Origin of the sequence: Pseudoalteromonas sp. T1lg76 (assembly GCF_002964725.1) — a bacterium.
GTDB lineage: Bacteria > Pseudomonadota > Gammaproteobacteria > Enterobacterales > Alteromonadaceae > Pseudoalteromonas.
In genome coordinates this window covers 1-22,789 of the sequence record NZ_PQCE01000015.1, presented here as the reverse complement: position 1 = coordinate 22,789, position 22,789 = coordinate 1, and the positions used below count along the sequence as shown (strand labels likewise).

Sequence of the window (22,789 nt, the reverse complement as noted above, 5' to 3'; positions counted from 1 at the left end):
GCTAATCATGATTACTCTGACGCTGTTTGTTCAGGGGTTTGCTCCTGCTCATCTATCGGCAAAGGCCAGCCGCCAAGGGCTTGCCATTTGTTGACTATATAGCAAAAGAGCTCGGCGGTGCGCTCGGTGTCATACAAGGCACTGTGCGCCTGGGAGTTATCGAATTCGATGCCGGCGGCACGACAGGCTTTGGCCAGCACGGTTTGTCCCAGCGCTAAGCCCGCCAGTGAGGTGGTATCAAAGCTGACAAAAGGGTGAAATGGGGTGCGTTTAATTTTGCAACGCTCGATGGCGGCATTCAAAAAGCCGTGATCAAACGCGGAGTTATGGGCGACCACAACAGAGCGCTGACAACCGGCGTCCTTTTGCGCCTTGCGCACAAACTTACAAATGCTTTTTATCGCCTCAAGCTCGTCAACCGCGCCGCGTAGTGCGCAAAACGGGTCGATACCGTTAAATTCGATGGCTGCCTGCTCAATATTGGCGCCCTCAAACGGAGTAATATGAAAATGCTCGGTTTGATCCAGGCTCAGCACGCCCTGGTCGTCCATTTTTAAGGTAGTGACAGCAATTTCCAATAACGCATCGGTTTCTTTATTAAAGCCTGCGGTTTCAACGTCGATAACTACTGGAAAGAAGCCGCGAAAGCGTTGTGAAAAAAGAGGTTGTTGTGCGTCTGCCATCTATTTACTGCCCAAAGCCGATAAAGGTCGGCTATTATCGCAAAAACTCGACCCGGCCAACAGGGCTAAGGAAAAATTATTGTTGCTCACCCTAGCGGCCTCTAGGGAGAGGTTTATAAATTGCTAAATTTCCTATAGAGCCAGAATGTAATTTGAGGTCAAAGAGCCAATTAGATGTTGCGTCCAATAATACCCTGGTTGACTCGGGGCAAAAACCGTCGCGTGGTGATCCAGATGGCTAAGCCTTAGCAAGGCATTAGTGAATTCGGGGAAAGTAAAAAGCCAGCGGGCCGCTGGCTTTTTTATGCTTATACCAATTCTGTTAAGTATGTGAGCAGAGATAGCGCTGGATAAATGATGTGATAACAAGGCGGAATTTTTCTTATGTTATTCTCCATAGAAAAATTCCAACGCCGTTAGCATGATATTTAGCCCGCTAGAATGATTAGCTATTTAAGTGAATTGGTATCACATGTCGCCGGCGGTCTTGGCGTTGACCATGACGCTGATCTCTGTCCATTCGCCGCGCTGGTATACGGCAATGCGCAGCGGGTGGCCGGCAACATTATAAAACAGGGTAAAGCGGTCGATATCGCTGGTGATCTTCAGCGGCTCACCCAGTTTGTCGCTATAGAACGACTGCACCTGGCTGTCACTAAGGCGAGTGAAACCGTCTAAGACCATAGGGTACTTTTTTTCCACCGTCATGTGGGTTTGAAAATCTTCTGGCAACGGCAAAATAGATAAGTCGGCGTTAGCCTGGTGGCTGGCGGCCATCAGCAGGCCTGCAAATGTTAAGGTTGCCGCTCGACGAAGCGCGTTGTTCATGGTTTCACTCCATTTATATAAAATTATTAACCTGGATTGTAGGGTTAGGGCTTTATTCGTCTTATCCGTGTTAAGGGAATAAATAAGTTACAGCTCAAGCAGTTACTATCCCAGTTCAGGTTTATTACTTATCATATATAAAGTTAACCCATGTTTAACGAAAAATCATGTTATTTGTCCGCGTTTTAGGCCTCGGATAATAAATCGGGCCGGATGCAGGGCCTGATCAACACGTAAACTAAGAGGAAGTGGTTCATCACACAGGCTGGCAACCAGCGCCTCGGCACATATGGGAGCAGTGCATAAACCGCGGGCTCCGAGGCCGGTAAATAAGTGTAAACCGCTAAACTCGTGCTGCAAGGGCTCAGCTTGCTGCCATACGCCCACACCCAGTTGTGGGAAGGCCTTCATATATTCATGATCTTGTGCATATTGACCAAAGAGCGGCAGGTGATCGCTCAAGGTGGCGCGAATGGCCGCCTTAGCGCCTGTGACTGTGCCTAACTCCTCGGTCCAATCACATTCACCATAAAAGTCGGCAAATTGCTGCCAGTTGGTGTCATTATCCTCGGCGCGAATATCCCGCTCTTTGGTGTCCTTGGTAAAGGTGGCGCCCATGCAATGCGCGCCCTGGCTACTTGGGGTGAAGTAACCCTTGTGGCAAAGCACGGTATTAAGTTTGCTTGAAGCCGAGCTGTTTTCCAGATGTGATACTTGCCCGCGCACGCTTTGCAGCGCCAAGCCTTGACCCGGCAGCAGGCTGTCACTGTGCTCACCCATACAAATAAAGATATCGTCGAACGGACCATAGGTTTGCTGCTCACCCTCTAGATACCATTGCCCGTCTTGTTGACTCAAAGAGCGGATAGGAGTGTTAAAATTGAGCTCGTGCGCCACCTCTTTACAGGCGGCATCTGCTAAGGCCTGCACCAATTGTGGCGGGCTCAGCCAGCCACCTTTGGGAATAAACAGGCCACTATAAGGGATATCTATTGCCGCTAATTCACTGGCTTGATCTGCATCCACCTTGTGAATAAGCCAGTTAGGCCAGTTATCCTTGGCCACCAAGTTAGCGTGGCGTTTGCGCATCTCATCCTTTACCCCTTGTAACAAGACGCCGCACCATTGGTGATCGAAGGTGAAACCCTCACTCAGTAATTGATCATACAAGCGTCTGGCGTAGGCAAAGCTGTGGGCAAAGAATTCGCTTGAAGGCGACACATCCGCCTGAAGGTGCGGGTAGAGGGCGCCCTGATTATTGTGGGAGGCACCCTGGGCCAGATCGCCGTCGGCGCAAAACAAGGTGGCGGCGATATTGCGGGCGCTAAGACGATGCAGCAACAGGCTGCTGGCAATGCCGCCGCCGATAATGGCGACCTTATTTAAGGCGCGTGCCTGGCGCTGATAGGGAGCTGGGCAGTTGGCCTGTGCTGTCGGCGCTGTTAGTTGACCTACTATCATCTCCCGTTTGCGGCCATAACCCTTAACTTTTTTAACCTCAAAGCCGGCATCTTTCAAGCCGCGGCGGACAAAACCGGCGGCGGTAAAAGTGGCAAAGGTGGCCTGCTCGCGGCCTAAATGAGCCATGGCATCGAACAGGCTTTGTTGCCACATATCCGGGTTTTTACTCGGTGCAAAGCCGTCTAAAAACCAAGCATCGACCAGTCCGGCACTGCCATAATTAAGCTGAGCCAATGAGTCCTTTACATCGCCTATCCATAAATCCAGGGTAACTTTGCCAAAGTGCAGACGGTGGCAACCGGGCAGGGCGTCAGGGTACTGGGCCAATAATTGCTCGGCATATTGACTCAGTTGCGGCCAGTTATTCAGGGCCTTGGACAGATCGACTTTGCGAATGGGAAATTTCTCAAATGAGATAAAATGCAAGCGTTCGGCCTTTTTATCGGCACACTGGGTAAAGCGCTGCCAGGCATTAAGAAAGTTAAGGCCGGTGCCAAAGCCGGTTTCGGCAATCACAAAATGTTTGCGAGGATGTGATTTTAGTCTCTCATCTATCTGATTATGCTGATAAAATACAAAGTCAGATTCGGCCAAGCCGTCTTCGTTGGAAAAATAAACATCGTCAAAGGCATCGGCTACCGGAGTGCCGGTGTCATTAAAATGGATAGTCGCGTGGGTGATCATGAAGACTCAAGGCTTAACAGTTTGGCCGCTATTTTAACGTCTTTAGGGCGGCACGTATATTGTCACCAAAAGATCATCGCGACATGCTTGAAAAGTTCAGAGTACAGATGTACGCTGGAATGACCACTTTGTAGGACATTTGCGCGTACACTACACGCAATTTAGGAATAAGCTAGGGTAAATTCTCATGAGAAGAGCCGTAATTACGGGTATCGGTGTAGTTTCAAGCATCGGTAATAATAAAGAAGAAGTATTAGAGTCTTTAAAAACGGGCAAAAGCGGTATCGCTTTTAACCCAGAGTTTGCTGAATACAACCTTCGTAGCCAGGTTTCTGGCAGCATCGACTTAGATGTGAAAGAGCACGTTGATCGCAAAGCATTCCGTTTTATGGGTGATGCGGCAGCCTATGCTTATATTTCTATGGCTCAGGCGATTGCCGATGCCAAACTAACGGATGAGCAAGTATCTAACGAGCGCACCGGCCTTATCGTTGGCTCAGGTGGCGGTTCATCTAAGTACCAGGTTGAAGCGGCGGACACCTTGCGCGAAAAAGGCGTTAAGCGTGTAGGACCTTACATGGTACCTCGTACCATGGCGAGCACCACTTCTGCGTGTTTGGCCACTCCTTTTAAAATTAAAGGCGTTAACTACTCAATCAGCTCGGCTTGTGCCACATCTGCACACTGTATCGGTCACGCGGTTGAGCAAATCCAGCTGGGTAAACAAGACGTGATCTTCGCCGGTGGTGGTGAAGAGCTACACTGGACCCTAGCAATGGAATTCGATGCCATGGGTGCCTTGTCTACCAAGTACAACGAGACACCTGAAAAAGCATCACGCACCTATGACGCTAACCGTGACGGTTTCGTTATCTCTGGTGGTGGCGGTATCGTAGTTGTTGAAGAGCTAGAGCATGCCCTTGCTCGTGGCGCGCACATCTACGCTGAAATCACGGGTTACGGTGCCACTTCTGATGGTTACGACATGGTAGCTCCTTCGGGTGAAGGTGCGGTACGTTGTATGCGCCAAGCCATGCAAGACCTGGACACGCCAGTTGATTACCTGAACACGCACGGCACTTCAACGCCTGTAGGTGATGTAAAAGAGCTGGGTGCGATTCAAGAAGTGTTCGGTGGTAACTCACCAGCTATCAGTGCAACCAAGGCGATGACGGGTCACGCTCTAGGCGCTGCCGGTGTACACGAAGCAATTTACTCATTGCTAATGCTTGAGAACAACTTCGTAGCACCGTCTATCAATATCGACGAGCTGGATGAGCAGGCACAAGGCCTGGACATTGTTACCGAGCGTCGCGATGTTGAGCTTAACACCGTGATGTCTAACAGCTTCGGTTTTGGTGGCACCAACGCGACCCTGGTAATGAGCAAGTACAAAGCTTAATACCGACCTGAGTTTGCAGAAAAAGCCACGCAATTGCGTGGCTTTTTTGCTTTGTGGCAGCAGCATGATTAAAATAGCGCTCCGCTAGTCCCTCTGGGAAGAAAAATGAAAATATTAGCAGATCAAAATATGCCCCTTGTGGATGCCTTTTTTGCCCCTCTGGGCGAGATTGAGCGATTCGATGGCAGGGCCTTGACTCCAGAAATGGTCAAGGATGCGGACGTATTACTAACGCGCTCGGTGACCCAGGTTAATGCCGAGTTGTTGGCGCAAAATACCAGCTTAAAGTTTGTCGGCACCGCCACCATAGGCGTCGATCATATAGATCAAGCTTACTTAGCCGAGCGTCAGGTGCCTTTTGCCAGTGCTCCGGGTTGTAATGCGGTGGCCGTAGCCGAATATGTGCTCAGTGCGGTGTTTGCGCTGGCGCAAGAGCAGCATTTTTCTGTGTTCGACAAAACCATCGCCATTGTTGGTGTGGGCAATATCGGCCAGTGTCTGGCGGATAAACTCGCCGCTATCGGCGTGAAAACTCTTTTGGTCGACCCGCCGAGACAGAAGCGCGGCGATGTCGGAGACTGGCACAGCCTGGAAACAGCCCTAGCCGAGGCCGATATCATCACCTTTCATGTGCCCCTGGTTAAAGACGGTGAGCATTGCACCTATCATTTACTCGATAAGCAGCGCATCGATGCATTGAGTGAAGGTAAAATTCTGATCAATGCCAGCCGTGGTGATGTGATAGACAATCAGGCCCTGTTAGCGCGTCAGCAAGCCGAGGATGACTTATGCTTGGTGTTGGATGTGTGGGAAAACGAGCCGGATATTCTCGAAGAGCTGTTGCCCTATGTAGAGCTGGCGACGGTGCATATTGCCGGACACACGCTGGAGGGCAAGGGCCGTGGTACCTCGATGCTATATCAAGCCTTGTGTCAGCACCTGGGTCTGACACCCAACAGTGATTTAGCGCAGCATTTGCCGACACCAAGCCTGACTCAGCTTACTCTAAGCGAGAGCTGGAGTAAGGAGGAGCTTGGCGCCCTGTTACACCTAATTTACGATGTGCGTCGTGATGACGCCATTTTACGTGCACAACTGCATAGCCATGGCTTTGATCTGTTGCGCAAAACCTATCCGGTTCGCCGCGAGCTCAGCACCTTGACGCTCAGCGGTAGTAACCCTTACCTGAGCGCCTTGGCAGCGTTTGGGTTTAGTATTTAACGCCTTGAGGAAGAGATATGTCGCAAAAATATAATGTCGCGGTATTGGGCGCCACTGGTTTAGTGGGTCGTCAAATCATAGAGACCTTGGCGGAAAGAAAATTTCCGGTTGATCAACTGTTCCCATTGGCCAGCAGCCGCTCTGCGGGTGAAGAGATTGAATTCAACGGCGAAACCATAGAAGTACTTGATGTTGAGCAGTTCGACTTTGCCAATGCGCATATCGGCTTGTTCTCGGCCGGTGGCAGTGTGTCTGAAAAATACGCGCCCATCGCTGCAGAGGCTGGGTGTGTGGTTATCGACAATACCTCACAATTCCGTTACGACTATGATGTGCCTCTGGTTGTGCCAGAAGTGAATGCGGCCAGTCTGGCGGATTTCCGTAACCGCAATATTATTGCCAACCCAAATTGTTCAACCATCCAGATGCTGGTGGCGCTAAAGCCAATTTACGATGCTTACGGCATTGAACGCATTAATGTCTCTACTTACCAGGCGGTGTCGGGTGCAGGTAAAGAAGCGGTTGACGAGCTGGCAAAGCAAACCGCTAACCTGATGAATGGTCGCCCACTGGACAATAAGGTTTTCACCAAGCAAATGGCGTTTAACGTTATTCCACAAATCGATGCCTTTGAAGACAACGGCTATACCCGCGAAGAAATGAAAATGGTGTGGGAAACCCAGAAGATCCTGGGTGATGAAACCGTAATGGTGAACCCAACGGCGGTGCGTGTGCCGGTATTCTTCGGTCATGCCGAGGCCATTCATTTAGAAACCCGTATGCCGGTGGACGTTGAGCACGTTAAGCAGTTATTACAGGATGCTCCAGGTGTTGAGCTTATCGAAGACGAGCATGATTACCCAACGCCGGTATCCGATGCCAGCGGCAACGACAGTGTTTATGTCGGCCGTGTGCGTCAGGATATTTCTCATCCGCATGGCTTAAATATGTGGGTGGTGAGTGATAACACCCGTAAAGGTGCGGCTACCAACAGCGTACAGATTGCTGAAGAGCTGATCGCTCATTATCTTTGATATCATCGGCACAGGTTGTCGACCTTTGCCGCTATGGTTGTAGGTCGGCATTCTATGCCGACAAAATCCTCAATTAATATCACCATGTCGGCGCACAGCACCGACCTACAAGAGAGCGGCTAATGGCCGCTTTTTTTATACATATCAAGCGCTTCGTTCTAGATTTAAATTGCCTCACTGGTCGTGGATATTCGCCAATATCTGGTTTATAGTTTGCAAGTGGAATAATACTTGCTGTTACTTGCCATAAATTGCAATAAAGCACAAAAATAACAACGAATCGTCAAAAAATGCTCGTTTGCCCACAGCCCTGCAAATAAAGCACTTAACGTTAGTAAAGGAAAAGCATGCGCTCTCTAGTTACCCTGTTTTTTTTACTCCTGGCCTTAAGCCATGCTGGTGCCAGTGCGCAAAGCACCGAGAACCGTGACCCGGAAGGGGCTGATAATAGCGAGCAAATTCGTGCTATCGGGCCGATTAAACCGAGCGATACCCTGTGGCGTATTGCCGCCAGGGTGCGCCCGGACAATTCGGTGACCATGTATCAGGTGATGGTGGCGCTGTATGAAAAGAATCCAAACTCCTTCCTGGATAACAATCTTAACCATATGCGTGACGGCGCTTACTTACAGATACCGTCGATGCGGGAAATTCGCACCATAGATCCGCTTTTGGCCAAGGCCAAGTCGGAGCAAGACGATAAGTTGTGGGCCAAGATCAGAACTGCGGGTGCAACCGCAAGTGTTAAAACAGGCAGGGTGCGTCAACAGCAGGCGGCACAAGCAAAGCGTGAATTGGAATTAGAGATTGAGCGACTCAAGCAAGAGCAAAATGAGCGCTTAGTCGAGTTACAACAGCAGCTTAGCGCTTCGGTAAGCAATGCCGAGTCGATCCTCGCCGACAATGAGCGTCTACGTACGCAATTGCAGAAAATTACCGATCAGCTTATCCAGGTTCAGGCCCTGCTTGATGAAAAAGATGCCGAGCTGCAACAACAGCTGCAGCAGTTTATGGCCGAGCGTAAGGCCATGGCGCGACAACAGCAAATTCAACAGGAGCAAAACGCCAACTGGTTTAATGCGTTGCCCGGCTGGTTGACTTGGCTGCTGATGATGACGCTGCCGGTTTTAGCCATTGTGGCGCTGGTGGTGATGTTTTTGAAAAAGCGAAGTAAGGAAGAAACGCCTAGCTCGGTGGCAGCAGAGTCATTGACCGCCGAGACTCAAGCAGTTGCTGCGGCTCAGCCCTTAAACGAGCCGAATGAAGTGGATTTTGCCGCTATTTCCAAGGAAGAGAACGTCGAGGAAAAGAACGCCAAGGCAGAAATCAGCCAAGAAGAAGCAGTATTCCCGCAGCGCTCTGATTTACCGAGCATTGATGCCGATACCTATGTCGAGACCGATAAACCGGTGTCACTAAGTGACAATCTGGACGCGCTGAGCGATGCAGAAATTAATGACTTATTTGTCACTAAGGTGCCGGCGAACGAAGAGCTAGATAAGGATGAGGTTCAGGGCGAAGACAAGGAGCTTTCAGCCGAGCTGTCGGCCGAGCTTTCAGCTGAACTTTTACCGGAAGATTTACCCGAGCATGCGGCAAGCGCAGAAGACGAGTTTTTACCTGAGGATTTATCCCAGCCTTTGACAGATCTTGCTCCTGAGCCTTCAGCTGAGCTCTTGCCAGAAGAGGTTGCCGATGAATTCGAAATTGATCAGCCGCTAGCTGGTGTACAGGGTGAAGATGATGAACATTCAGGCGCTTCATCCGCCGAGCTTTCAGCTAAACTTTCAGCAGAACTTTTACCGGAAGATTTACCCGAGCATGCGGCAAAGGCAGACGATGAGTTTTTACCTGAGGATTTAGCGGAGCCTTCTCCTGAGCCTTCCGCCGAGATCTTAGTGGAAGAAGTTGCCGATGAGTTTGATATCGATGCTCTGTTGGCGGCGGACTACGACGAAGACTCGGCCCTTGATGATGAGCAAATGGATGAAGCGTTTCTTGAGGATATCAGTGACACGGATTTCGATGCCATGCTTAACGAATTGGCAGAGTCACCGACTCAGTCAAGGGAGCAGCTGCCGGAACGGGACGATATTCCTGGTGATGTAGACTTGCAGGCATTGATGCAAGATGCGGATGATGATCTCGCCGATCTTGAACCCATCAATGATGGCCTTGTTGATGCGTTTAGCCAAGCCTCTGATGAAGCTGCAAGTGATGGTCAAAGTGAAGACGAAACCGAGCAGGCGGCCGCACCACAAGAAATAGAAGCGGGCAGCGCAGGTCAGTATGTGGAAATCGATGATCTGCTGGCGCAAAGCGATGACGTCGAACTCGCTGAGGAGCCTTATAAAGACGCCAATATGGATGTGGGCCTGGGCGAGTTTGATGATTTGCTCGAAGATACTCCTAAAACAGATGTCGATACCGAGGACGGCGGTTATAGCGCTAAACTGGATTTGGCCCGTGCCTATCTGGAAATCGATGATCTTGACTCGGCACTGGAGGCGCTGCAAGAGGTGCTTGATAATGGCCCGCAAACCCTGCAGCAAGAAGCACTGGCACTGAAAGAGCGGCTTCAAAGATAAGCGCCTTGGCGTGATTGCTAACCCCTAATAAGCAGCCGGATTAGCTATTTAGGGCCAGAGCAGATAAAATGCCGAAAATTTTGCAATCGAAAAGAGTGTCAATGCGCGTCGCGTTAGGAATTGAGTATAACGGTGCTCGCTACAGTGGTTGGCAGCGCCAGTCCCATGTCAGCAGTATTCAGCAAGAAATTGAAACGGCCTTATCGCGAATTTGCGATCATCCGGTTGAGATCACCTGTGCCGGGCGCACCGATGCCGGTGTCCATGCCACGGGCCAGGTTATACACTTTGATACCCACGCCAAACGCGATATGGGCGCCTTTACCCTGGGCATGAATTCGCAGCTGCCAGACGACATTGCCGTGCGCTATGCCATGCAGGCTGACGATGAATTTCATGCCCGCTTTAGTGCCACCGCCCGTCGTTATCGTTATGTGATTTACAATCATCCTTATCGCCCGGGAATTTTACGCTCCGGTGTGACCCATTATCACCAGCCCCTTGATGCCGAGCGTATGCATGCGGCTTGTCACTATATGCTGGGTGAGCAAGACTTTACCTCCTTTAGGGCGGTGCACTGCCAGTCCAATACGCCGTTTCGCAATATTCATCACCTTAATGTGGAACGGGTGGGGGACTATATAGTCATAGATATCAAGGCCAATGCCTTTTTGCACCATATGGTACGTAATATCACCGGCTGTTTAATGGACATAGGCGTAGGCGCACAGGAGCCGGATTGGATGCAACATTTGTTGCAGCTTAAAGACCGCACCCAGGCCAGCGCCACCGCCAAGCCTAATGGTTTATACTTGGTGGATGTTGATTATCCCGAGAAGTGGCAAATACCTTCTACCCCTTTGGGGCCGCTGTTTCTGCCCAATAATTAGGGAAAAATAGCGTCACTTTTTGATGTATTTAGTTCATACAAAAGTTTGACTGGTCGCCGTAATAGACTACGCCGACCAGTTTTTTATATCTAAGCAACTAAATTCATGTTTTAATTGTGCTAATTTATCGGCTAATTTTGGGGTGGTACATCCGCCTCGCTACTAACAAGCATTAAGAGAGTTGCAAATGAGCTGGTTAGAAAAGATCTTACCAAAAACAACCAAGTCTTCGGGCAAAAAAGAGATCCCTGAGGGCGTTTGGGCTAAATGTACTTCGTGTGATGCCATCCTTTATAAGGCTGAGCTAGAAAAGGCAATGAACGTGTGTCCTAAGTGTGATCACCATATGCGTATCACTGCACGTAAGCGTCTGGAGCTATTCTTAGACGACGCCGGTCGCACCGAGTTGGGCGCTCAGCATGAGCCTAAAGACGTCTTGAAATTTAAAGACTCGAAAAAGTATTCAGATCGTATCAACGCTGCACAAAAGAGCAGCGGTGAGAAAGATGCTCTGGTTGCCATGAAGGGCCAGCTAAAGGGTATTCCTGTTGCCGCAGTATCGTTTGAATTTGCCTACATGGGTGGTTCAATGGGCTCGGTAGTGGGCGCGCGTTTCGTTGAAGCCGTGAATGTGTGTTTAGAGCACAACATGCCACTGGTGTGCTTCTCTGCGTCGGGCGGTGCTCGTATGCAAGAAGCGCTTATGTCACTGATGCAGATGGCGAAAACCAGTGCAGCACTGGCGAAAATGAGTGAAAAAGGCCTGCCGTTTATCTCGGTACTGACAGACCCAACCATGGGTGGTGTATCGGCGTCATTGGCCATGCTAGGTGACGTTAACGTGGCTGAGCCAAAGGCACTTATCGGTTTCGCCGGTCCGCGCGTAATCGAGCAAACTGTGCGTGAAACCCTGCCGGATGGTTTCCAACGCAGTGAGTTCTTACTTGAGCACGGTGCCATCGACATGATCGTTGACCGCCGCGAAATGCGTGACACCTTAGCGCGTCTGCTGGCCAAGCTAATGAACTTGCCTTCTACCGAACAAGAGCATAGAGTAGCGTAAATTTCTCGGCAATCTAGAAACTTACCTATGTCAGATTCGAAACCGAGCCAATCGTCTAGCCTAGATGATTGGCTTTGTTATTTAGAGCAGATCCATCCTGCCAACATTGAAATGGGCCTTGAGCGCGTTCAGCGCGTGGCAGAGCAAATCGGCCTGCTCGATACCCGCAGCAAAATCATTCTTATCGCTGGCACCAACGGCAAGGGCACCACGGCGCAATGTTTAGAAGCGCTGTTATTAGCCCAGGGCTATAGCGTCGGTACCTATGCCTCGCCGCACCTTATTCGTTACAACGAGCGGGTGCGCATCAATGGCGCCGAGCTTGACGATCAAATTCATGTGGATGCCTTTAACGCGCTTGAACAAGGGCGAGGGGACACCGCACTCACTTATTTTGAGTTCGGCACCTTAGGGGCGCTACACATCTTTAAGCGTATGGATGTGGATTATGTGCTGATGGAAGTAGGCCTAGGCGGGCGTTATGATGCCACCAATATAGTCACTCCCGTAGCCTGCGTAATCACCACGGTGGATCTTGACCATAAAGAATACTTAGGCGATACCCGCGAATTGGTGGGCTATGATAAGGCCGGTATTTTCCGCACCGGTGTGCCTGCTATTGTGGGCGATTTGGATATACCCCATACCGTAGTCGATTACGGCAAGGAAATTGGCGCCGATCTATGCCTATCCCGTCGCGATTTTCATTTTAGTGAAGATGAAGTCACCTTTAGCTGGCAAATGGACGATTATGATCTGTGCTTTGCCCAACCTGCTATTCCGGCGCAAAATGCCGCCACGGCGCTGAGCGTACTTTATAAACTCAACCTATTACCGGATATTACGGTGATCGCTGATTGCCTTAAGGCCCTTAAGGTCACCGGGCGTTTTCAGACCCTGAGCGAGCAGCCCTTGGTAGTCACGGATGTGGCTCATAATCGCGAGTCTGCACGTTTTCTCGCCAAGCGTTTACAATCCTTTAAGCAACAAGGGGTTAGTATTTATGCTATCGTTGGTATGTTGGCCGACAAAGAACACGCCGATGTTATTGAAGCGATGAAGGATGCGGTCGATTATTGGCATGTGGCTACCTTGGATAACCCAAGGGGCACACAGGCTGAGCAGTTGGCCAAAACGATAGGCAAGCAGGTCAGTGTAGCCGGCGCCCATAATTGTGTTGGCGATGCCATTGAGGCGGTTTTACCGCAACTTTGCGAGCAAAGCCTTTTGATTATTTTCGGATCGTTTTACACTGTAGCAGAAGCAATCACATTTTTTGAGAGTTAGGGGCTGTAAGAGTGAACTCAGGGTTTGTTAACCGTTTGATCGGAACCACTATTGTAGTTGTTGCCGCTATTGTTTTTATTCCTAATATTTTGGATGGCGATAAGGTGCGGTACAAGGAAGGTTTTAAAGCCATACCCGAGCGCCCTGAGTTCAAGTCTATCGACTTACAGCAGGCCTTGTCTGACAAGGCCGATATGGCTCCTTTACCTCAAGATGAAAAAATCGAAGAATTAGCCTCCGACGATGAAAAGCTCGCTTCTGGCTCAGCTGAGGATTTAGTTGATGGTTTATCCAGTGATTCCGTCGATAAAACAGCCGGCACACCGGCGCTGCAGCCAAAGGCGCAGCAACCCAGCGCAGAAAACACCACAGTGGCGGTTTCCACACTGACCAAGGATGAGCCTCTGGAACGCCCCAAACAAAGTGGCCTAACGCAAATGGCCTATGTAGTGCAACTGGGTGCCTTTTCCCGCAAAGGCAGTGTCGATGCGCTGATGGCCAAGCTTAAGAGCAATGGTTTCAAGGTCTTTACCCGCGAGGTTAAAACCGCCAACGGCACCCTGACCAAGGTGTTAGTAGGGCCGGAATTAAGCAAGGAAAAGCTTGAGCAACAACTGCCCAAGTTACAAAAGCTGACCAATTTACAAGGTCGTATTACCCAGTTCCAAGTAACAAAATGATCTGGTATTTAACGTCCCGCTCCGCTAGAATGCGCCCCAAACTAACGACTAGTGGTTATTATGATCTGGGTTGATTACGCCATTGCCGGCATTATTGCACTGTCTACCATTATTGGCTTAGTGCGAGGCTTCATTAAAGAGTCTATGTCGCTGGCCGTTTGGGCCGCTGCGTTTTTTGTATCCAGTATCTTTTACCCCTATTTAGCTTCCTACCTAACCAATATTTCAGAACCCCTTTTAAGAAATGCCGCAGCGATAGCCATACTGTTTTTCTCTACGCTGTTGTTGGGTGGATTGTTAAATTACATCTTAGGCGAGTTGGTGCAGCGCACCGGTTTGTCGGGTACCGATCGCGTGTTTGGAATCGTGTTTGGTGCCTTGCGTGGCGTGTTGGTCGTCAGCGCTATTCTATTCTTTCTCGATGCCTTTACCGGAGCCCCAAATACAAACTGGTGGAGCGCATCTCGACTTATCCCTGAATTTGGCTTTGTGATCGAGTGGTTTTTTGACTACCTCGAGAACAACTCAAGCTTTTTAAATTCAGCTAACCGTTAATCGGCGAGGAAATTTTAATGTGTGGTATCGTTGGTATAGTCGGAACATCGCCTGTTAATCAGGCTTTGTATGATGGCTTAACTGTTTTGCAACACCGCGGTCAGGATGCGGCGGGTATTATTACGATTGAAGATAATACCTTCAGTCTGCGTAAGGCCAATGGCTTAGTAAAAGATGTGTTCCATACAAGACACATGAAGCGCCTGCAGGGCAATATCGGCCTGGGTCATGTGCGTTACCCAACCGCGGGTACCTCAAGCTCGGCGGAAGCGCAGCCTTTCTACGTGAACTCGCCATTCGGTATTGCCATGGCCCATAACGGTAACCTGACTAACGCCGAGCAGCTAAAAGAGCAGCTGTTCAACGAGGCGCGTCGTCATGTAAATACCACCTCGGACTCTGAAATCCTGCTAAATGTGCTTGCCCATGAGCTGAGCAAGTGCGACAAGCTGAAATTAGCCGCAGAAGATATCTTTGCCGCTATTTCAGAGGTGAACTCTAAGGTTATCGGTGGTTATGCCACTATCGCCATGATCATCGGCCACGGCATGGTTGCGTTTCGTGACCCGCACGGTATTCGTCCGCTTATCTTTGGTAAGCGCGAAACTGAAAAGGGCACAGAGTACATGTTCTCATCAGAGAGCGTGGCACTGGACACAGATGGTTTTGAAGTTATCCGTGACGTAGCTCCGGGTGAAGCCATTTATGTAACCGAAGACGGTCAGTTGTACTCACAACTGTGCGCTGATAAGTCGGTTTACAACCCATGTCTTTTTGAATTCGTTTACTTTGCCCGTCCTGACTCAACTATCGATAATATGTCGGTATACGCCACACGCGTAAACATGGGTACCAAGCTGGGCGAGAAGATCAAACGCGAATGGTCTGATAAGGATATTGACGTGGTGATCCCAATTCCAGAGACTTCATGTGATATCGCTTTGGAAATCGCTTCAGTACTTGAACTGCCTTACCGTCAGGGCTTTGTGAAGAACCGTTATATCGGCCGTACCTTCATCATGCCGGGTCAGGAACTGCGTAAAAAGTCGGTACGTCGTAAGCTCAATGCCATTGCCCGTGAATTTAAAGGCAAAAACGTATTGTTGGTTGATGATTCAATCGTGCGCGGCACCACTTCAGCCCAGATCGTTGAAATGGCCCGTGAAGCCGGCGCTAAGAATGTATACTTTGCCTCAGCGGCACCTGAAGTACGCTTCCCGAACGTCTATGGTATCGATATGCCATCGGCTGCCGAACTGATCGCTCATGGTCGTGAAGTAGAAGACATCAACGCCAGCATTGGTGCAGATGGTCTTATCTATCAATCTCTGGAAGATCTGGTTGCCGCAGTATCCCAGGAAAACCCGGAAATTACCCGTTTTGAAACCTCGGTTTTCGATGGTTACTATGTGACCGGTGATATCGACCAGGATTACCTAAATCGTATCGACGAGCTACGTAATGACTCGGCTAAGTCTGGTCGTGAAAAGGCGATGTCGGCAAACTTGGAAATTCATAACCAAGACGATTAAGCGAATAGACAATAAAAAAGGAGCCTTTGGCTCCTTTTTTATTGCTTAAAATTATTGCTAGCGGCTGTAGGCGGCTAGCTAAAGACAGGTGAGACTATGCCGTTGGTCCATAAAATAGCGGTCGCCGCGAGGATAATCACCAAGAGCACCAGGCCACAGGTCACCACAGAGCTGGCATAGATAAAACCGCGTTCGTGAGGAATATGCATCAAAATTGGCACGCCGGTGTAGAGTAGATAGACCGAATAGCTTAGCGCCACCAAACCAACGCAGACAATAAACCACAAGGTCGGATAGAAGGCCGCAAAGGCCGCCATAAATACCGGCGTTGAGGTATAGGCCGCAAGCTCAAGTGTTTGCGTAAAGGTCGGCTCGGCGCCGAAGGTTTTTGCCATCCAATGAGCCAAATAGGCCAGCGCAAATACGCCGACAATCAAGGCCACATACATGGCGCCACCAATAAGCAGTGCGCTGTCGTGAGTCAGATAGACGGGATCGCCGGTGCCGACGCTCCAACCTAAATGAACCGCCGAATAATAACCCATGATACTGGGGATCAGGGCGATAAGTAGAATATGCGATAAGCTGTAAAGTAGACTTTCGTGGCGGTTGTCGATGGTTTGCCACTCTTCAACCGGATGGGCGTACAAGCCCCAAAGATGATTTAGAATCATATAGTTACCCCTTAAATAAACTGGTTTTTGGCTGTATTATTTTTCACCAGCACTCATTTATGTATCGTCCAGAGCTAGAGGTTTGTCAAGAAAGTCCCCCCGCGCGATGAATATGGTAAAATAGCGCCAATTACCAAGATATTGATTGAAGTTATGCTGGCCAAGTACCAAGAATTATTAGCACCTATTCATTCTTTTTTGCGCTGTGAAACACCGCAATCCTGGGTTGAGGAAGCGAAAAAGCCGGAAAACCTGCGCATTATTCTGACCGATCACCTGATCTGTGAACTCAAAGCCGCGCAGAGCGCCATGTATCTTATTCGCCGTTATGCGGTGGACGAGCAAAGTGGTGAGGCCTTGTTGCAGTGGCTTAAGCCTTATGAAGACTTTACCTATCGCCAGGTCGGCGATTGGCGTGCTCTTGCCGATCACAATAAGCTCAACAAATCCATGATCCCTAAATCCAGCGTACCTTATGGCCAGGAACTCATAGATAAAATGGTGCTGTTGATAAAAGAAGAGTTGCACCACTTTTATCAGGTGCTGGAGACCATGCAGGAATGCGGTATCGACTACGATAAAATCACCTCCAGCCGTTATGCCAAGGGGTTGTTGCGCCATGTACGCACCTATGAGCCCCAGGCTTTGATCGACAAGCTGATCTGTGGTGCCTATATTGAAGCGCGCTCATGTGAGCGTTTTGCCATGTTGGCGCCCCATGTGGATGCGCGTCTGGGTGAGTTTTATGTCTCCCTGCTGCGCTCGGAAGCGCGTCATTATCAGGATTATTTGACCCTGGCTTCGGCTCTCGCCGGTGAGGATATTTCCGAGCGCATCGCGGTTTTTGGTGAGGTGGAAGCGGAGTTAATTGCTTCGCCGGATAAGGATTTTAAGTTTCACAGTGGCGCCCCCGTTGCCGCTTAGCGGTTAACTAAAAAGTGGCCAACTTAAAACGCCTAACTAAAACAAAAAAGCCCACGCGCTAATTGTGCCTGGGCTTATCTTTTTTCCGGTGAGCTATTTAAAGTAAAGGCGCTCGCGCTCATGGCCATGGCACAGGGTCAGGCCGCTAGCATCGGCCACTATGTAGGAGCTGTGCTCATACCAATCACCCAGTACCACCCGGGTTTTACCACCATGATCATGAATGGCGGGGCGGTGGGTATGACCGTGGATCATCAGTTCCACCTTATGGGCAGCAAAGGTTTCCAGCACCGCACCAGGCTCGACATCTAAAATCTCGGCGCGTTTGTTTTTCTGGCTCATTTTACTCTTAATGCGCGCATTGCGAGCAACGCGGCGGCGATACCAAAGTGGCATGGCCAGCATTAATCTCGGCCACCACCAACCGCGCGACTTGCGGCGAAACTTTTGATATTCGATATCCTGAGTGCACATTTCATCGCCATGAAGCAGCACCACTTGTGTGCCATAGAGGTTGATTACGCTTTGCTCGGGCAGTAAAGTCATGCCCGCCTGGGCTGCGTATTTCTTGCCGATCAGAAAGTCACGGTTGCCATGAATAAAGTAGACCTTCACGCCACTATCACTTATCGCTTTTAATCTTGTGGCAATATCATCGCTCAGTGCTTCATTGGCATCATCACCAACCCAGACCTCAAAAAAATCACCGAGAATATAAAGCGCATCCACATCTGCATCTATATGGGTGTCTAAAAACTCAAAGAAGGCGGCGGTGATATCTGGCTGAGCGGCGCTCAAATGCAGGTCGGAAATAAACAGCGTACGTTTCATGGGGCCCTTAATAGCAAAAAGCGCGACAGAGCCGCGCTTATTAAAGTATTACTCTACAGTAACCTTAGTGATCACCACATCTTCAAGTGGTACATCCTGGTGGAAGCCAGCAGAGCCTGTGGCTACGCCTTTGATCTTCTCTACTACGTCCATGCCTTCAACAACTTCGGCAAATACACAGTAACCCCAGCCTTGCGACGTTTCGCTGCTGAAGTTTAGGAAGTCGTTGTTGTTCACATTAATAAAGAACTGAGCGGTGGCCGAATGTGGATCCGGCGTACGCGCCATGGCTACCGTGCCCACTTTGTTGCTTAGGCCGTTGTTGGCTTCGTTATCAATTGGGTCTTGCACAGACTTTTGGTCCATGCCAGGTGTAAAACCACCACCTTGGATCATAAAACCATCGATAACACGGTGGAAAATAGTGCCATCGTAAAAGCCTGATTTGGCGTAGTTTAAAAAGTTGGCAACTGTTTTAGGTGCTTCTGCTTCAAATAGCGCCAGCTTGATGGTGCCCATATTGGTTTCTAATACAACCATGATGATTCTCTATGTATTGAGGTGAAAAGATTATTTTATCTCACAGCAGTGAAACACTCAATTGACTAAGGGAGGATAGGGCCATTAAGTCCTTTAATTTGTTGCTTTTGGTCTTTTGTTCGGTGGCGGCTTGCCCAGTGCGGTGGTAAGATAGCGCCATTAATATAACCGATAGGATCCCCTTGTAATGTTGCAGATATACAACACACTTTCACGTCAAAAAGAACACTTTGAGCCCTTGAATGCCAATAAAGTGGACATGTATGTGTGTGGGATCACCATTTACGATTATTGCCACGTTGGCCACGCCCGTACTTATGTGTCGTTCGACGTGATGAACCGTTACCTTCGCTACCTTGGCTATGATGTCACCTATGTGCGCAACATTACCGATGTCGACGATAAGATCATTGCTCGCGCCAATGAAAACAAAGAGCCTATCGATGCTTTAACCAAGCGTATGACGGCTTCTATGCATGAAGACTTTGCTGCCCTAAATATTCTGGCGCCGGATATCGAGCCTACGGTAACCGGTCATATGGATGACATTATCGCCATGATCGAGCGTCTTATTGCCAAAGATCACGCCTATGTAGCGCAAAGTGGCGACGTGCTATTCGATGTTTCCAGCTTTAATGATTACGGCAAGCTATCACAGCAAGACTTAGAGATGCTCCAGGCCGGTGCGCGTGTTGAAGTTGCCGCAGGCAAAGACGATCCTTTGGACTTCGTGCTATGGAAAAAAGCCAAGGCTGGTGAGCCAAGCTGGTCGTCACCTTGGGGTGAAGGTCGCCCGGGCTGGCATATCGAATGTTCGGCCATGAGCTCTAAGCACCTAGGCGAATACTTTGATATTCACGGTGGTGGTTCGGATCTGCAGTTCCCACACCATGAGAACGAAATTGCCCAGTCGTGCTGTGCTAACAATGGCCGCTATGTGAAAACCTGGATCCACACCGGCATGGTGCAGGTAAATAAAGAAAAGATGTCTAAGTCATTAGGCAACTTCTTTACCGTGCGTGAGGTATTAAAAGCCTACGATCGTGAAACCGTGCGCTACTTCCTGATCAATGGCCATTATCGCAGCCAGTTGAACTACTCGCAGGAAAACCTGGAGCAAGCCCGCGCATCTTTAGAGCGCATCTACACCGCCTTACGTGATGTTGAGCCGGTTGAGATTGAGCTTAAAGGCAACAAGTATGCGGCGCGTTTTGAAGCGGCCATGAATGACGACTTCAATACGCCGGAAGCGCTGCCTGTGTTATTCGAGCTGGCAAAAGAAGTGAACCGCCTTAAGGGTGAAGATGCTCCAGCGGCGGGTCAACATGCCTATCTGCTGGTTAAGCTGGCGGAAGTATTAGGTATTGCTCAGCAAGACCCAGCGGCTTTCCTTCAGGGTGAGCAGGACGACGATGAGGCGGCACACATCGAAGCGCTGATTGAACAGCGTCGTCTGGCCCGTGAGAACAAAGACTGGGCTGCGGCAGATGAAGCCCGTGATGCGCTTACGGCCTTGGGTGTGGTGCTTGAAGACAGTGCCGGTAAAACCACCTGGCGTAAAGCGTAAACGCAAAGGTATAACGCCTTGTTAAAAACGCCGCGCATTTGTTCGCGGCGTTTTTGTTTGTCGTTTCTGTCTTGACCTCAAGCTAGCTTAAGGTTTTAGCCTGGCTGCCGTTATTATCAATCAGGAATCCGAATGAATATTTTTCTTGCCATGATCCCCGCCTTCTTATGGGGAACCACCTATGCGATCACCAAGTACGCCATGCCCGACTGGCCACCCATTTTACTTGGTGCCTTGCGAGCCTTACCGGCAGGGGTTGTGCTGTGGCTTCTTAAACCCTCTTTGCCCAGAGGTGGGCAGTGGCGCCCCTTGCTGCTTTTGGCTGCGGTGAATATCGCCCTGTTTTTTGCCTGTATCTTTGTGATGGCGGTTAATTTGCCAGCGGCCATTGCCGGGGTTGGCATGGTTTCCGTACCTGTGGTGGCACTGCTTTATGCTTGGCTGGTGAAAGGGCAGAGACCCGCCTTGGTGCAATCCATTTGCGCACTGGCTCTGGTCTTTTTAGCCTGGCTCTTGTTCGATCCAAAAGAAGTGAGTTTAACCCTGATTGGCATGCTGGCGTTATTTGCCTCCTTGCTCTGCATAGTGGTTGGCAGTGCCCTGGTGCAAAAGTTCTCCATGCATATTCATTGGTGGACGGTACTGACCTGGCAACTGATCCTTGGCGGCACCTTGCTTGCAATTGCTGCGCTTATCCAGGCATTTTATCTTGAGCCCGAGGCGTATCAGGCGCTGCAAAATCCCATCGAGCGCCAACAATGGTTGGCAGTCTTGTGGCTGGTGCTGCCCAACACCGCAGTTGCGTACAGCTTATATGTATGGCTGTTGGGGCGCATGTCTGTGGTGGAGTTTACCTTTGGCACCATAGCCAATCCCATCGCCGGAATTATTACCGCGGCGCTGTTATTGGCCGAGACGTATCAAGGTTGGCAATATGCCTTGATGATGGCGATGATAGTATTTTCGGTAACGCCGCAAGGGGTGCAATTACTGCGCTCGCGATGGGAAAACAAAAAGGCCAGCATTTAAAGCTGGCCTTTTTTGAATTTAGCGCATCACCTTAGCTGTGGTAGTTTTCACAGGCTTCTAGGGTGTTTTCAATCAAGCTGGCAACCGTCATCGGGCCCACACCGCCTGGAACCGGAGTGATATAGCTGGCGCGTTGGCTGGCAACATCATAGGCTACATCGCCGACCAGGGTGCCGTCGTCTAAGCGGTTAATACCCACATCGATCACCAAGGCACCTTCTTTGATCCACTCGCCAGGAATAAACTCCGGCTTACCTACAGCCACCACTACTACATCGGCGCGGCGAACATGGGCTTCTAAGTCTTGGGTGAACTTATGACATACGGTTGTAGTACAGCCCGCCAGTAGCAACTCAAGTGACATAGGACGACCAACAATGTTTGACGCGCCTACAACTACTGCGTGCATACCCTTGTAACGAACGCCGGTTGAGTCCAGCAGGGTAATAATACCTTTTGGTGTACAAGGACGTAGTGCCGGCATACGCTGGGCAAGGCGACCGATATTATAAGGGTGGAAGCCATCTACATCTTTATGTGGAGTAATACGCTCTAGTACTTTCTCGGCGTTCAGGCCCTCTGGAAGCGGCAATTGGACTAGGATGCCATCAACCTCAGGATCGGTATTTAGCTGATCAACTAAATCAAGAAGTTGTTGTTCGCTGGTATCGCCTGGCAGATCGTAAGACTTAGAAACAAAGCCTACTTCTTCACATGCCTTACGCTTAGAGCCTACATAAACCTGGCTTGCCGGATCTTGACCTACCAGTACAACCGCCAGGCCTGGTGCGCGCAGACCTTGCTCTTTACGTTCGGCAACACGCGCTGCCACTTGGGCGCGAACTTGCTTTGCAATTGCCTTACCATCAATGATGTTTGCCGTCATGAGTAACCTTCAATTGGGGTGAGTGTGCTCTTTAGGGGGCGCTAAAATAGTCACACATAATTAGAACGAAATACTTTTATTTGTCCCATGCGGTATAAAAAGGGGTTACCGCACCGGACTAGGCCAATATTTTCGCAGAAAAGCGCTGCATAGCCAAGCTGTGACCATAAGGAAAGCACTGTTTTGTGGGCTAAATTGATAAAATATCGAACAAAATCGTCAAAACTTAAACAAAGCGGGTTAAAAATAAGCAAACGCACTGTTGGGGCGAAAAAAATGTTTGACCTCGTCAGGTCAAATCACTATTATGCACCCCGTTGTCAACGAGGGGTCAGGTTTGATTCCTTAGGCAGCGGCAAGTATCGGCGATTAGCGCAGCTTGGTAGCGCACTTGGTTTGGGTCCAAGGGGTCGCAGGTTCAAATCCTGCA

Annotated in this window: 20 protein-coding genes and 1 tRNA gene; 14 read left to right on the top strand and 7 right to left on the bottom strand. The window is 49.7% G+C overall.

Features of this window, described 5'->3' with window-relative positions; all coding sequences use genetic code 11:
- Positions 1-11 precede the first annotated feature (11 nt).
- The 3 genes from rnt to mnmC form a co-directional block, all read right to left on the bottom strand.
- Positions 12-683, bottom strand: a complete 672-nt coding sequence (gene rnt, locus C2M35_RS06780; RefSeq protein WP_105264919.1) for a ribonuclease T — start codon at positions 681-683, stop codon at positions 12-14.
- 468 nt (positions 684-1,151) lie between these two features.
- Positions 1,152-1,511 carry a hypothetical protein gene (locus C2M35_RS06775; RefSeq protein ID WP_105264918.1) on the bottom strand — a complete coding sequence of 120 codons (360 nt, stop codon included), beginning with the start codon at positions 1,509-1,511 and terminating at the stop codon, positions 1,152-1,154.
- Between the two features lie 165 nt (positions 1,512-1,676).
- Positions 1,677-3,656: a bifunctional tRNA (5-methylaminomethyl-2-thiouridine)(34)-methyltransferase MnmD/FAD-dependent 5-carboxymethylaminomethyl-2-thiouridine(34) oxidoreductase MnmC gene (gene mnmC / locus C2M35_RS06770; RefSeq protein WP_105264917.1), complete on the bottom strand. Its 1,980-nt coding sequence runs from the start codon at positions 3,654-3,656 to the stop codon at positions 1,677-1,679.
- A gap of 187 nt (positions 3,657-3,843) precedes the next feature.
- On the opposite strand from mnmC, the gene fabB reads away from it, so the two are divergent.
- The 10 genes from fabB to purF all read left to right on the top strand — a co-directional run bounded on the left by fabB (position 3,844) and on the right by purF (position 15,908).
- Positions 3,844-5,058: a beta-ketoacyl-ACP synthase I gene (gene fabB, locus C2M35_RS06765; RefSeq protein ID WP_105212973.1), complete on the top strand. Its 1,215-nt coding sequence runs from the start codon at positions 3,844-3,846 to the stop codon at positions 5,056-5,058.
- Between the two features lie 105 nt (positions 5,059-5,163).
- Positions 5,164-6,279, top strand: coding sequence for a 4-phosphoerythronate dehydrogenase (locus tag C2M35_RS06760; RefSeq protein ID WP_105264916.1), 1,116 nt, complete (start codon positions 5,164-5,166; stop codon positions 6,277-6,279).
- Positions 6,280-6,296: 17 nt separating this feature from the next.
- On the top strand, positions 6,297-7,313 hold the full coding sequence (locus tag C2M35_RS06755) for an aspartate-semialdehyde dehydrogenase (RefSeq protein ID WP_105199113.1): 1,017 nt from the start codon (positions 6,297-6,299) through the stop codon (positions 7,311-7,313).
- A gap of 347 nt (positions 7,314-7,660) precedes the next feature.
- Positions 7,661-9,901: a FimV/HubP family polar landmark protein gene (locus tag C2M35_RS06750; protein WP_105264915.1), complete on the top strand. Its 2,241-nt coding sequence runs from the start codon at positions 7,661-7,663 to the stop codon at positions 9,899-9,901.
- 101 nt (positions 9,902-10,002) lie between these two features.
- Positions 10,003-10,791 carry a tRNA pseudouridine(38-40) synthase TruA gene (gene truA, locus C2M35_RS06745; RefSeq protein ID WP_105212970.1) on the top strand — a complete coding sequence of 263 codons (789 nt, stop codon included), beginning with the start codon at positions 10,003-10,005 and terminating at the stop codon, positions 10,789-10,791.
- A gap of 187 nt (positions 10,792-10,978) precedes the next feature.
- Positions 10,979-11,854, top strand: coding sequence for an acetyl-CoA carboxylase, carboxyltransferase subunit beta (gene accD, locus C2M35_RS06740; RefSeq protein ID WP_105199116.1), 876 nt, complete (start codon positions 10,979-10,981; stop codon positions 11,852-11,854).
- 27 nt (positions 11,855-11,881) lie between these two features.
- On the top strand, positions 11,882-13,141 hold the full coding sequence (gene folC, locus C2M35_RS06735) for a bifunctional tetrahydrofolate synthase/dihydrofolate synthase (RefSeq protein ID WP_105264914.1): 1,260 nt from the start codon (positions 11,882-11,884) through the stop codon (positions 13,139-13,141).
- Positions 13,142-13,152: 11 nt separating this feature from the next.
- Positions 13,153-13,821 carry an SPOR domain-containing protein gene (locus C2M35_RS06730; RefSeq protein ID WP_105264913.1) on the top strand — a complete coding sequence of 223 codons (669 nt, stop codon included), beginning with the start codon at positions 13,153-13,155 and terminating at the stop codon, positions 13,819-13,821.
- A 60-nt stretch (positions 13,822-13,881) separates the two neighbouring features.
- Positions 13,882-14,376, top strand: a complete 495-nt coding sequence (locus C2M35_RS06725; protein ID WP_105199246.1) for a CvpA family protein — start codon at positions 13,882-13,884, stop codon at positions 14,374-14,376.
- A gap of 17 nt (positions 14,377-14,393) precedes the next feature.
- Complete coding sequence (gene purF, locus C2M35_RS06720) at positions 14,394-15,908, top strand: amidophosphoribosyltransferase (protein WP_105199119.1); 1,515 nt, start codon at positions 14,394-14,396, stop codon at positions 15,906-15,908.
- Positions 15,909-15,982: 74 nt separating this feature from the next.
- Here purF and C2M35_RS06715 read toward each other — a convergent pair whose 3' ends face one another.
- Positions 15,983-16,582, bottom strand: a complete 600-nt coding sequence (locus C2M35_RS06715; RefSeq protein WP_105199120.1) for a Yip1 family protein — start codon at positions 16,580-16,582, stop codon at positions 15,983-15,985.
- A gap of 153 nt (positions 16,583-16,735) precedes the next feature.
- Between C2M35_RS06715 and miaE the strand changes: the two genes are divergently transcribed.
- Positions 16,736-17,506, top strand: coding sequence for a tRNA isopentenyl-2-thiomethyl-A-37 hydroxylase MiaE (miaE, locus tag C2M35_RS06710; protein ID WP_105264912.1), 771 nt, complete (start codon positions 16,736-16,738; stop codon positions 17,504-17,506).
- Positions 17,507-17,599: 93 nt separating this feature from the next.
- On the opposite strand, the gene C2M35_RS06705 is transcribed toward miaE, so the two are convergent.
- Complete coding sequence (locus C2M35_RS06705) at positions 17,600-18,337, bottom strand: UDP-2,3-diacylglucosamine diphosphatase (RefSeq protein WP_105264911.1); 738 nt, start codon at positions 18,335-18,337, stop codon at positions 17,600-17,602.
- Positions 18,338-18,385: 48 nt separating this feature from the next.
- Positions 18,386-18,877, bottom strand: a complete 492-nt coding sequence (locus C2M35_RS06700; RefSeq protein ID WP_105199123.1) for a peptidylprolyl isomerase — start codon at positions 18,875-18,877, stop codon at positions 18,386-18,388.
- 187 nt (positions 18,878-19,064) lie between these two features.
- Here C2M35_RS06700 and cysS point away from each other — a divergent pair, with 187 nt between their 5' ends.
- Positions 19,065-20,444, top strand: coding sequence for a cysteine--tRNA ligase (gene cysS, locus C2M35_RS06695; protein WP_105264910.1), 1,380 nt, complete (start codon positions 19,065-19,067; stop codon positions 20,442-20,444).
- A 132-nt stretch (positions 20,445-20,576) separates the two neighbouring features.
- Positions 20,577-21,473 (top strand): DMT family transporter, encoded by an 897-nt coding sequence (locus tag C2M35_RS06690; RefSeq protein ID WP_105199125.1) that lies wholly within the window; start codon positions 20,577-20,579, stop codon positions 21,471-21,473.
- Positions 21,474-21,504: 31 nt separating this feature from the next.
- Here C2M35_RS06690 and folD read toward each other — a convergent pair whose 3' ends face one another.
- Entirely contained in the window at positions 21,505-22,359 is an 855-nt protein-coding gene (gene folD / locus C2M35_RS06685; protein WP_105199126.1) for a bifunctional methylenetetrahydrofolate dehydrogenase/methenyltetrahydrofolate cyclohydrolase FolD, read from the bottom strand.
- A 371-nt stretch (positions 22,360-22,730) separates the two neighbouring features.
- Here folD and C2M35_RS06680 point away from each other — a divergent pair.
- Positions 22,731-22,789 (top strand) — tRNA-Pro (locus tag C2M35_RS06680).

What these genes read in the sequence shown, in the direction of transcription:
- C2M35_RS06690 (WP_105199125.1), top strand. Translation starts at nt 20,577, where the DNA reads ATGAATATTTTTCTTGCCATGATCCCCGCCTTCTTATGGGGAACCACC.
- purF (WP_105199119.1), top strand. Translation starts at nt 14,394, where the DNA reads ATGTGTGGTATCGTTGGTATAGTCGGAACATCGCCTGTTAATCAGGCT.
- C2M35_RS06775 (WP_105264918.1), bottom strand. Translation starts at nt 1,511, where the DNA reads ATGAACAACGCGCTTCGTCGAGCGGCAACCTTAACATTTGCAGGCCTG.
- C2M35_RS06725 (WP_105199246.1), top strand. Translation starts at nt 13,882, where the DNA reads ATGATCTGGGTTGATTACGCCATTGCCGGCATTATTGCACTGTCTACC.
- C2M35_RS06700 (WP_105199123.1), bottom strand. Translation starts at nt 18,877, where the DNA reads ATGGTTGTATTAGAAACCAATATGGGCACCATCAAGCTGGCGCTATTT.
- cysS (WP_105264910.1), top strand. Translation starts at nt 19,065, where the DNA reads ATGTTGCAGATATACAACACACTTTCACGTCAAAAAGAACACTTTGAG.
- C2M35_RS06715 (WP_105199120.1), bottom strand. Translation starts at nt 16,582, where the DNA reads ATGATTCTAAATCATCTTTGGGGCTTGTACGCCCATCCGGTTGAAGAG.
- C2M35_RS06755 (WP_105199113.1), top strand. Translation starts at nt 6,297, where the DNA reads ATGTCGCAAAAATATAATGTCGCGGTATTGGGCGCCACTGGTTTAGTG.
- mnmC (WP_105264917.1), bottom strand. Translation starts at nt 3,656, where the DNA reads ATGATCACCCACGCGACTATCCATTTTAATGACACCGGCACTCCGGTA.
- C2M35_RS06705 (WP_105264911.1), bottom strand. Translation starts at nt 18,337, where the DNA reads ATGAAACGTACGCTGTTTATTTCCGACCTGCATTTGAGCGCCGCTCAG.
- C2M35_RS06760 (WP_105264916.1), top strand. Translation starts at nt 5,164, where the DNA reads ATGAAAATATTAGCAGATCAAAATATGCCCCTTGTGGATGCCTTTTTT.
- truA (WP_105212970.1), top strand. Translation starts at nt 10,003, where the DNA reads ATGCGCGTCGCGTTAGGAATTGAGTATAACGGTGCTCGCTACAGTGGT.
- fabB (WP_105212973.1), top strand. Translation starts at nt 3,844, where the DNA reads ATGAGAAGAGCCGTAATTACGGGTATCGGTGTAGTTTCAAGCATCGGT.
- folD (WP_105199126.1), bottom strand. Translation starts at nt 22,359, where the DNA reads ATGACGGCAAACATCATTGATGGTAAGGCAATTGCAAAGCAAGTTCGC.
- folC (WP_105264914.1), top strand. Translation starts at nt 11,882, where the DNA reads ATGTCAGATTCGAAACCGAGCCAATCGTCTAGCCTAGATGATTGGCTT.
- miaE (WP_105264912.1), top strand. Translation starts at nt 16,736, where the DNA reads ATGCTGGCCAAGTACCAAGAATTATTAGCACCTATTCATTCTTTTTTG.
- C2M35_RS06750 (WP_105264915.1), top strand. Translation starts at nt 7,661, where the DNA reads ATGCGCTCTCTAGTTACCCTGTTTTTTTTACTCCTGGCCTTAAGCCAT.
- accD (WP_105199116.1), top strand. Translation starts at nt 10,979, where the DNA reads ATGAGCTGGTTAGAAAAGATCTTACCAAAAACAACCAAGTCTTCGGGC.
- rnt (WP_105264919.1), bottom strand. Translation starts at nt 683, where the DNA reads ATGGCAGACGCACAACAACCTCTTTTTTCACAACGCTTTCGCGGCTTC.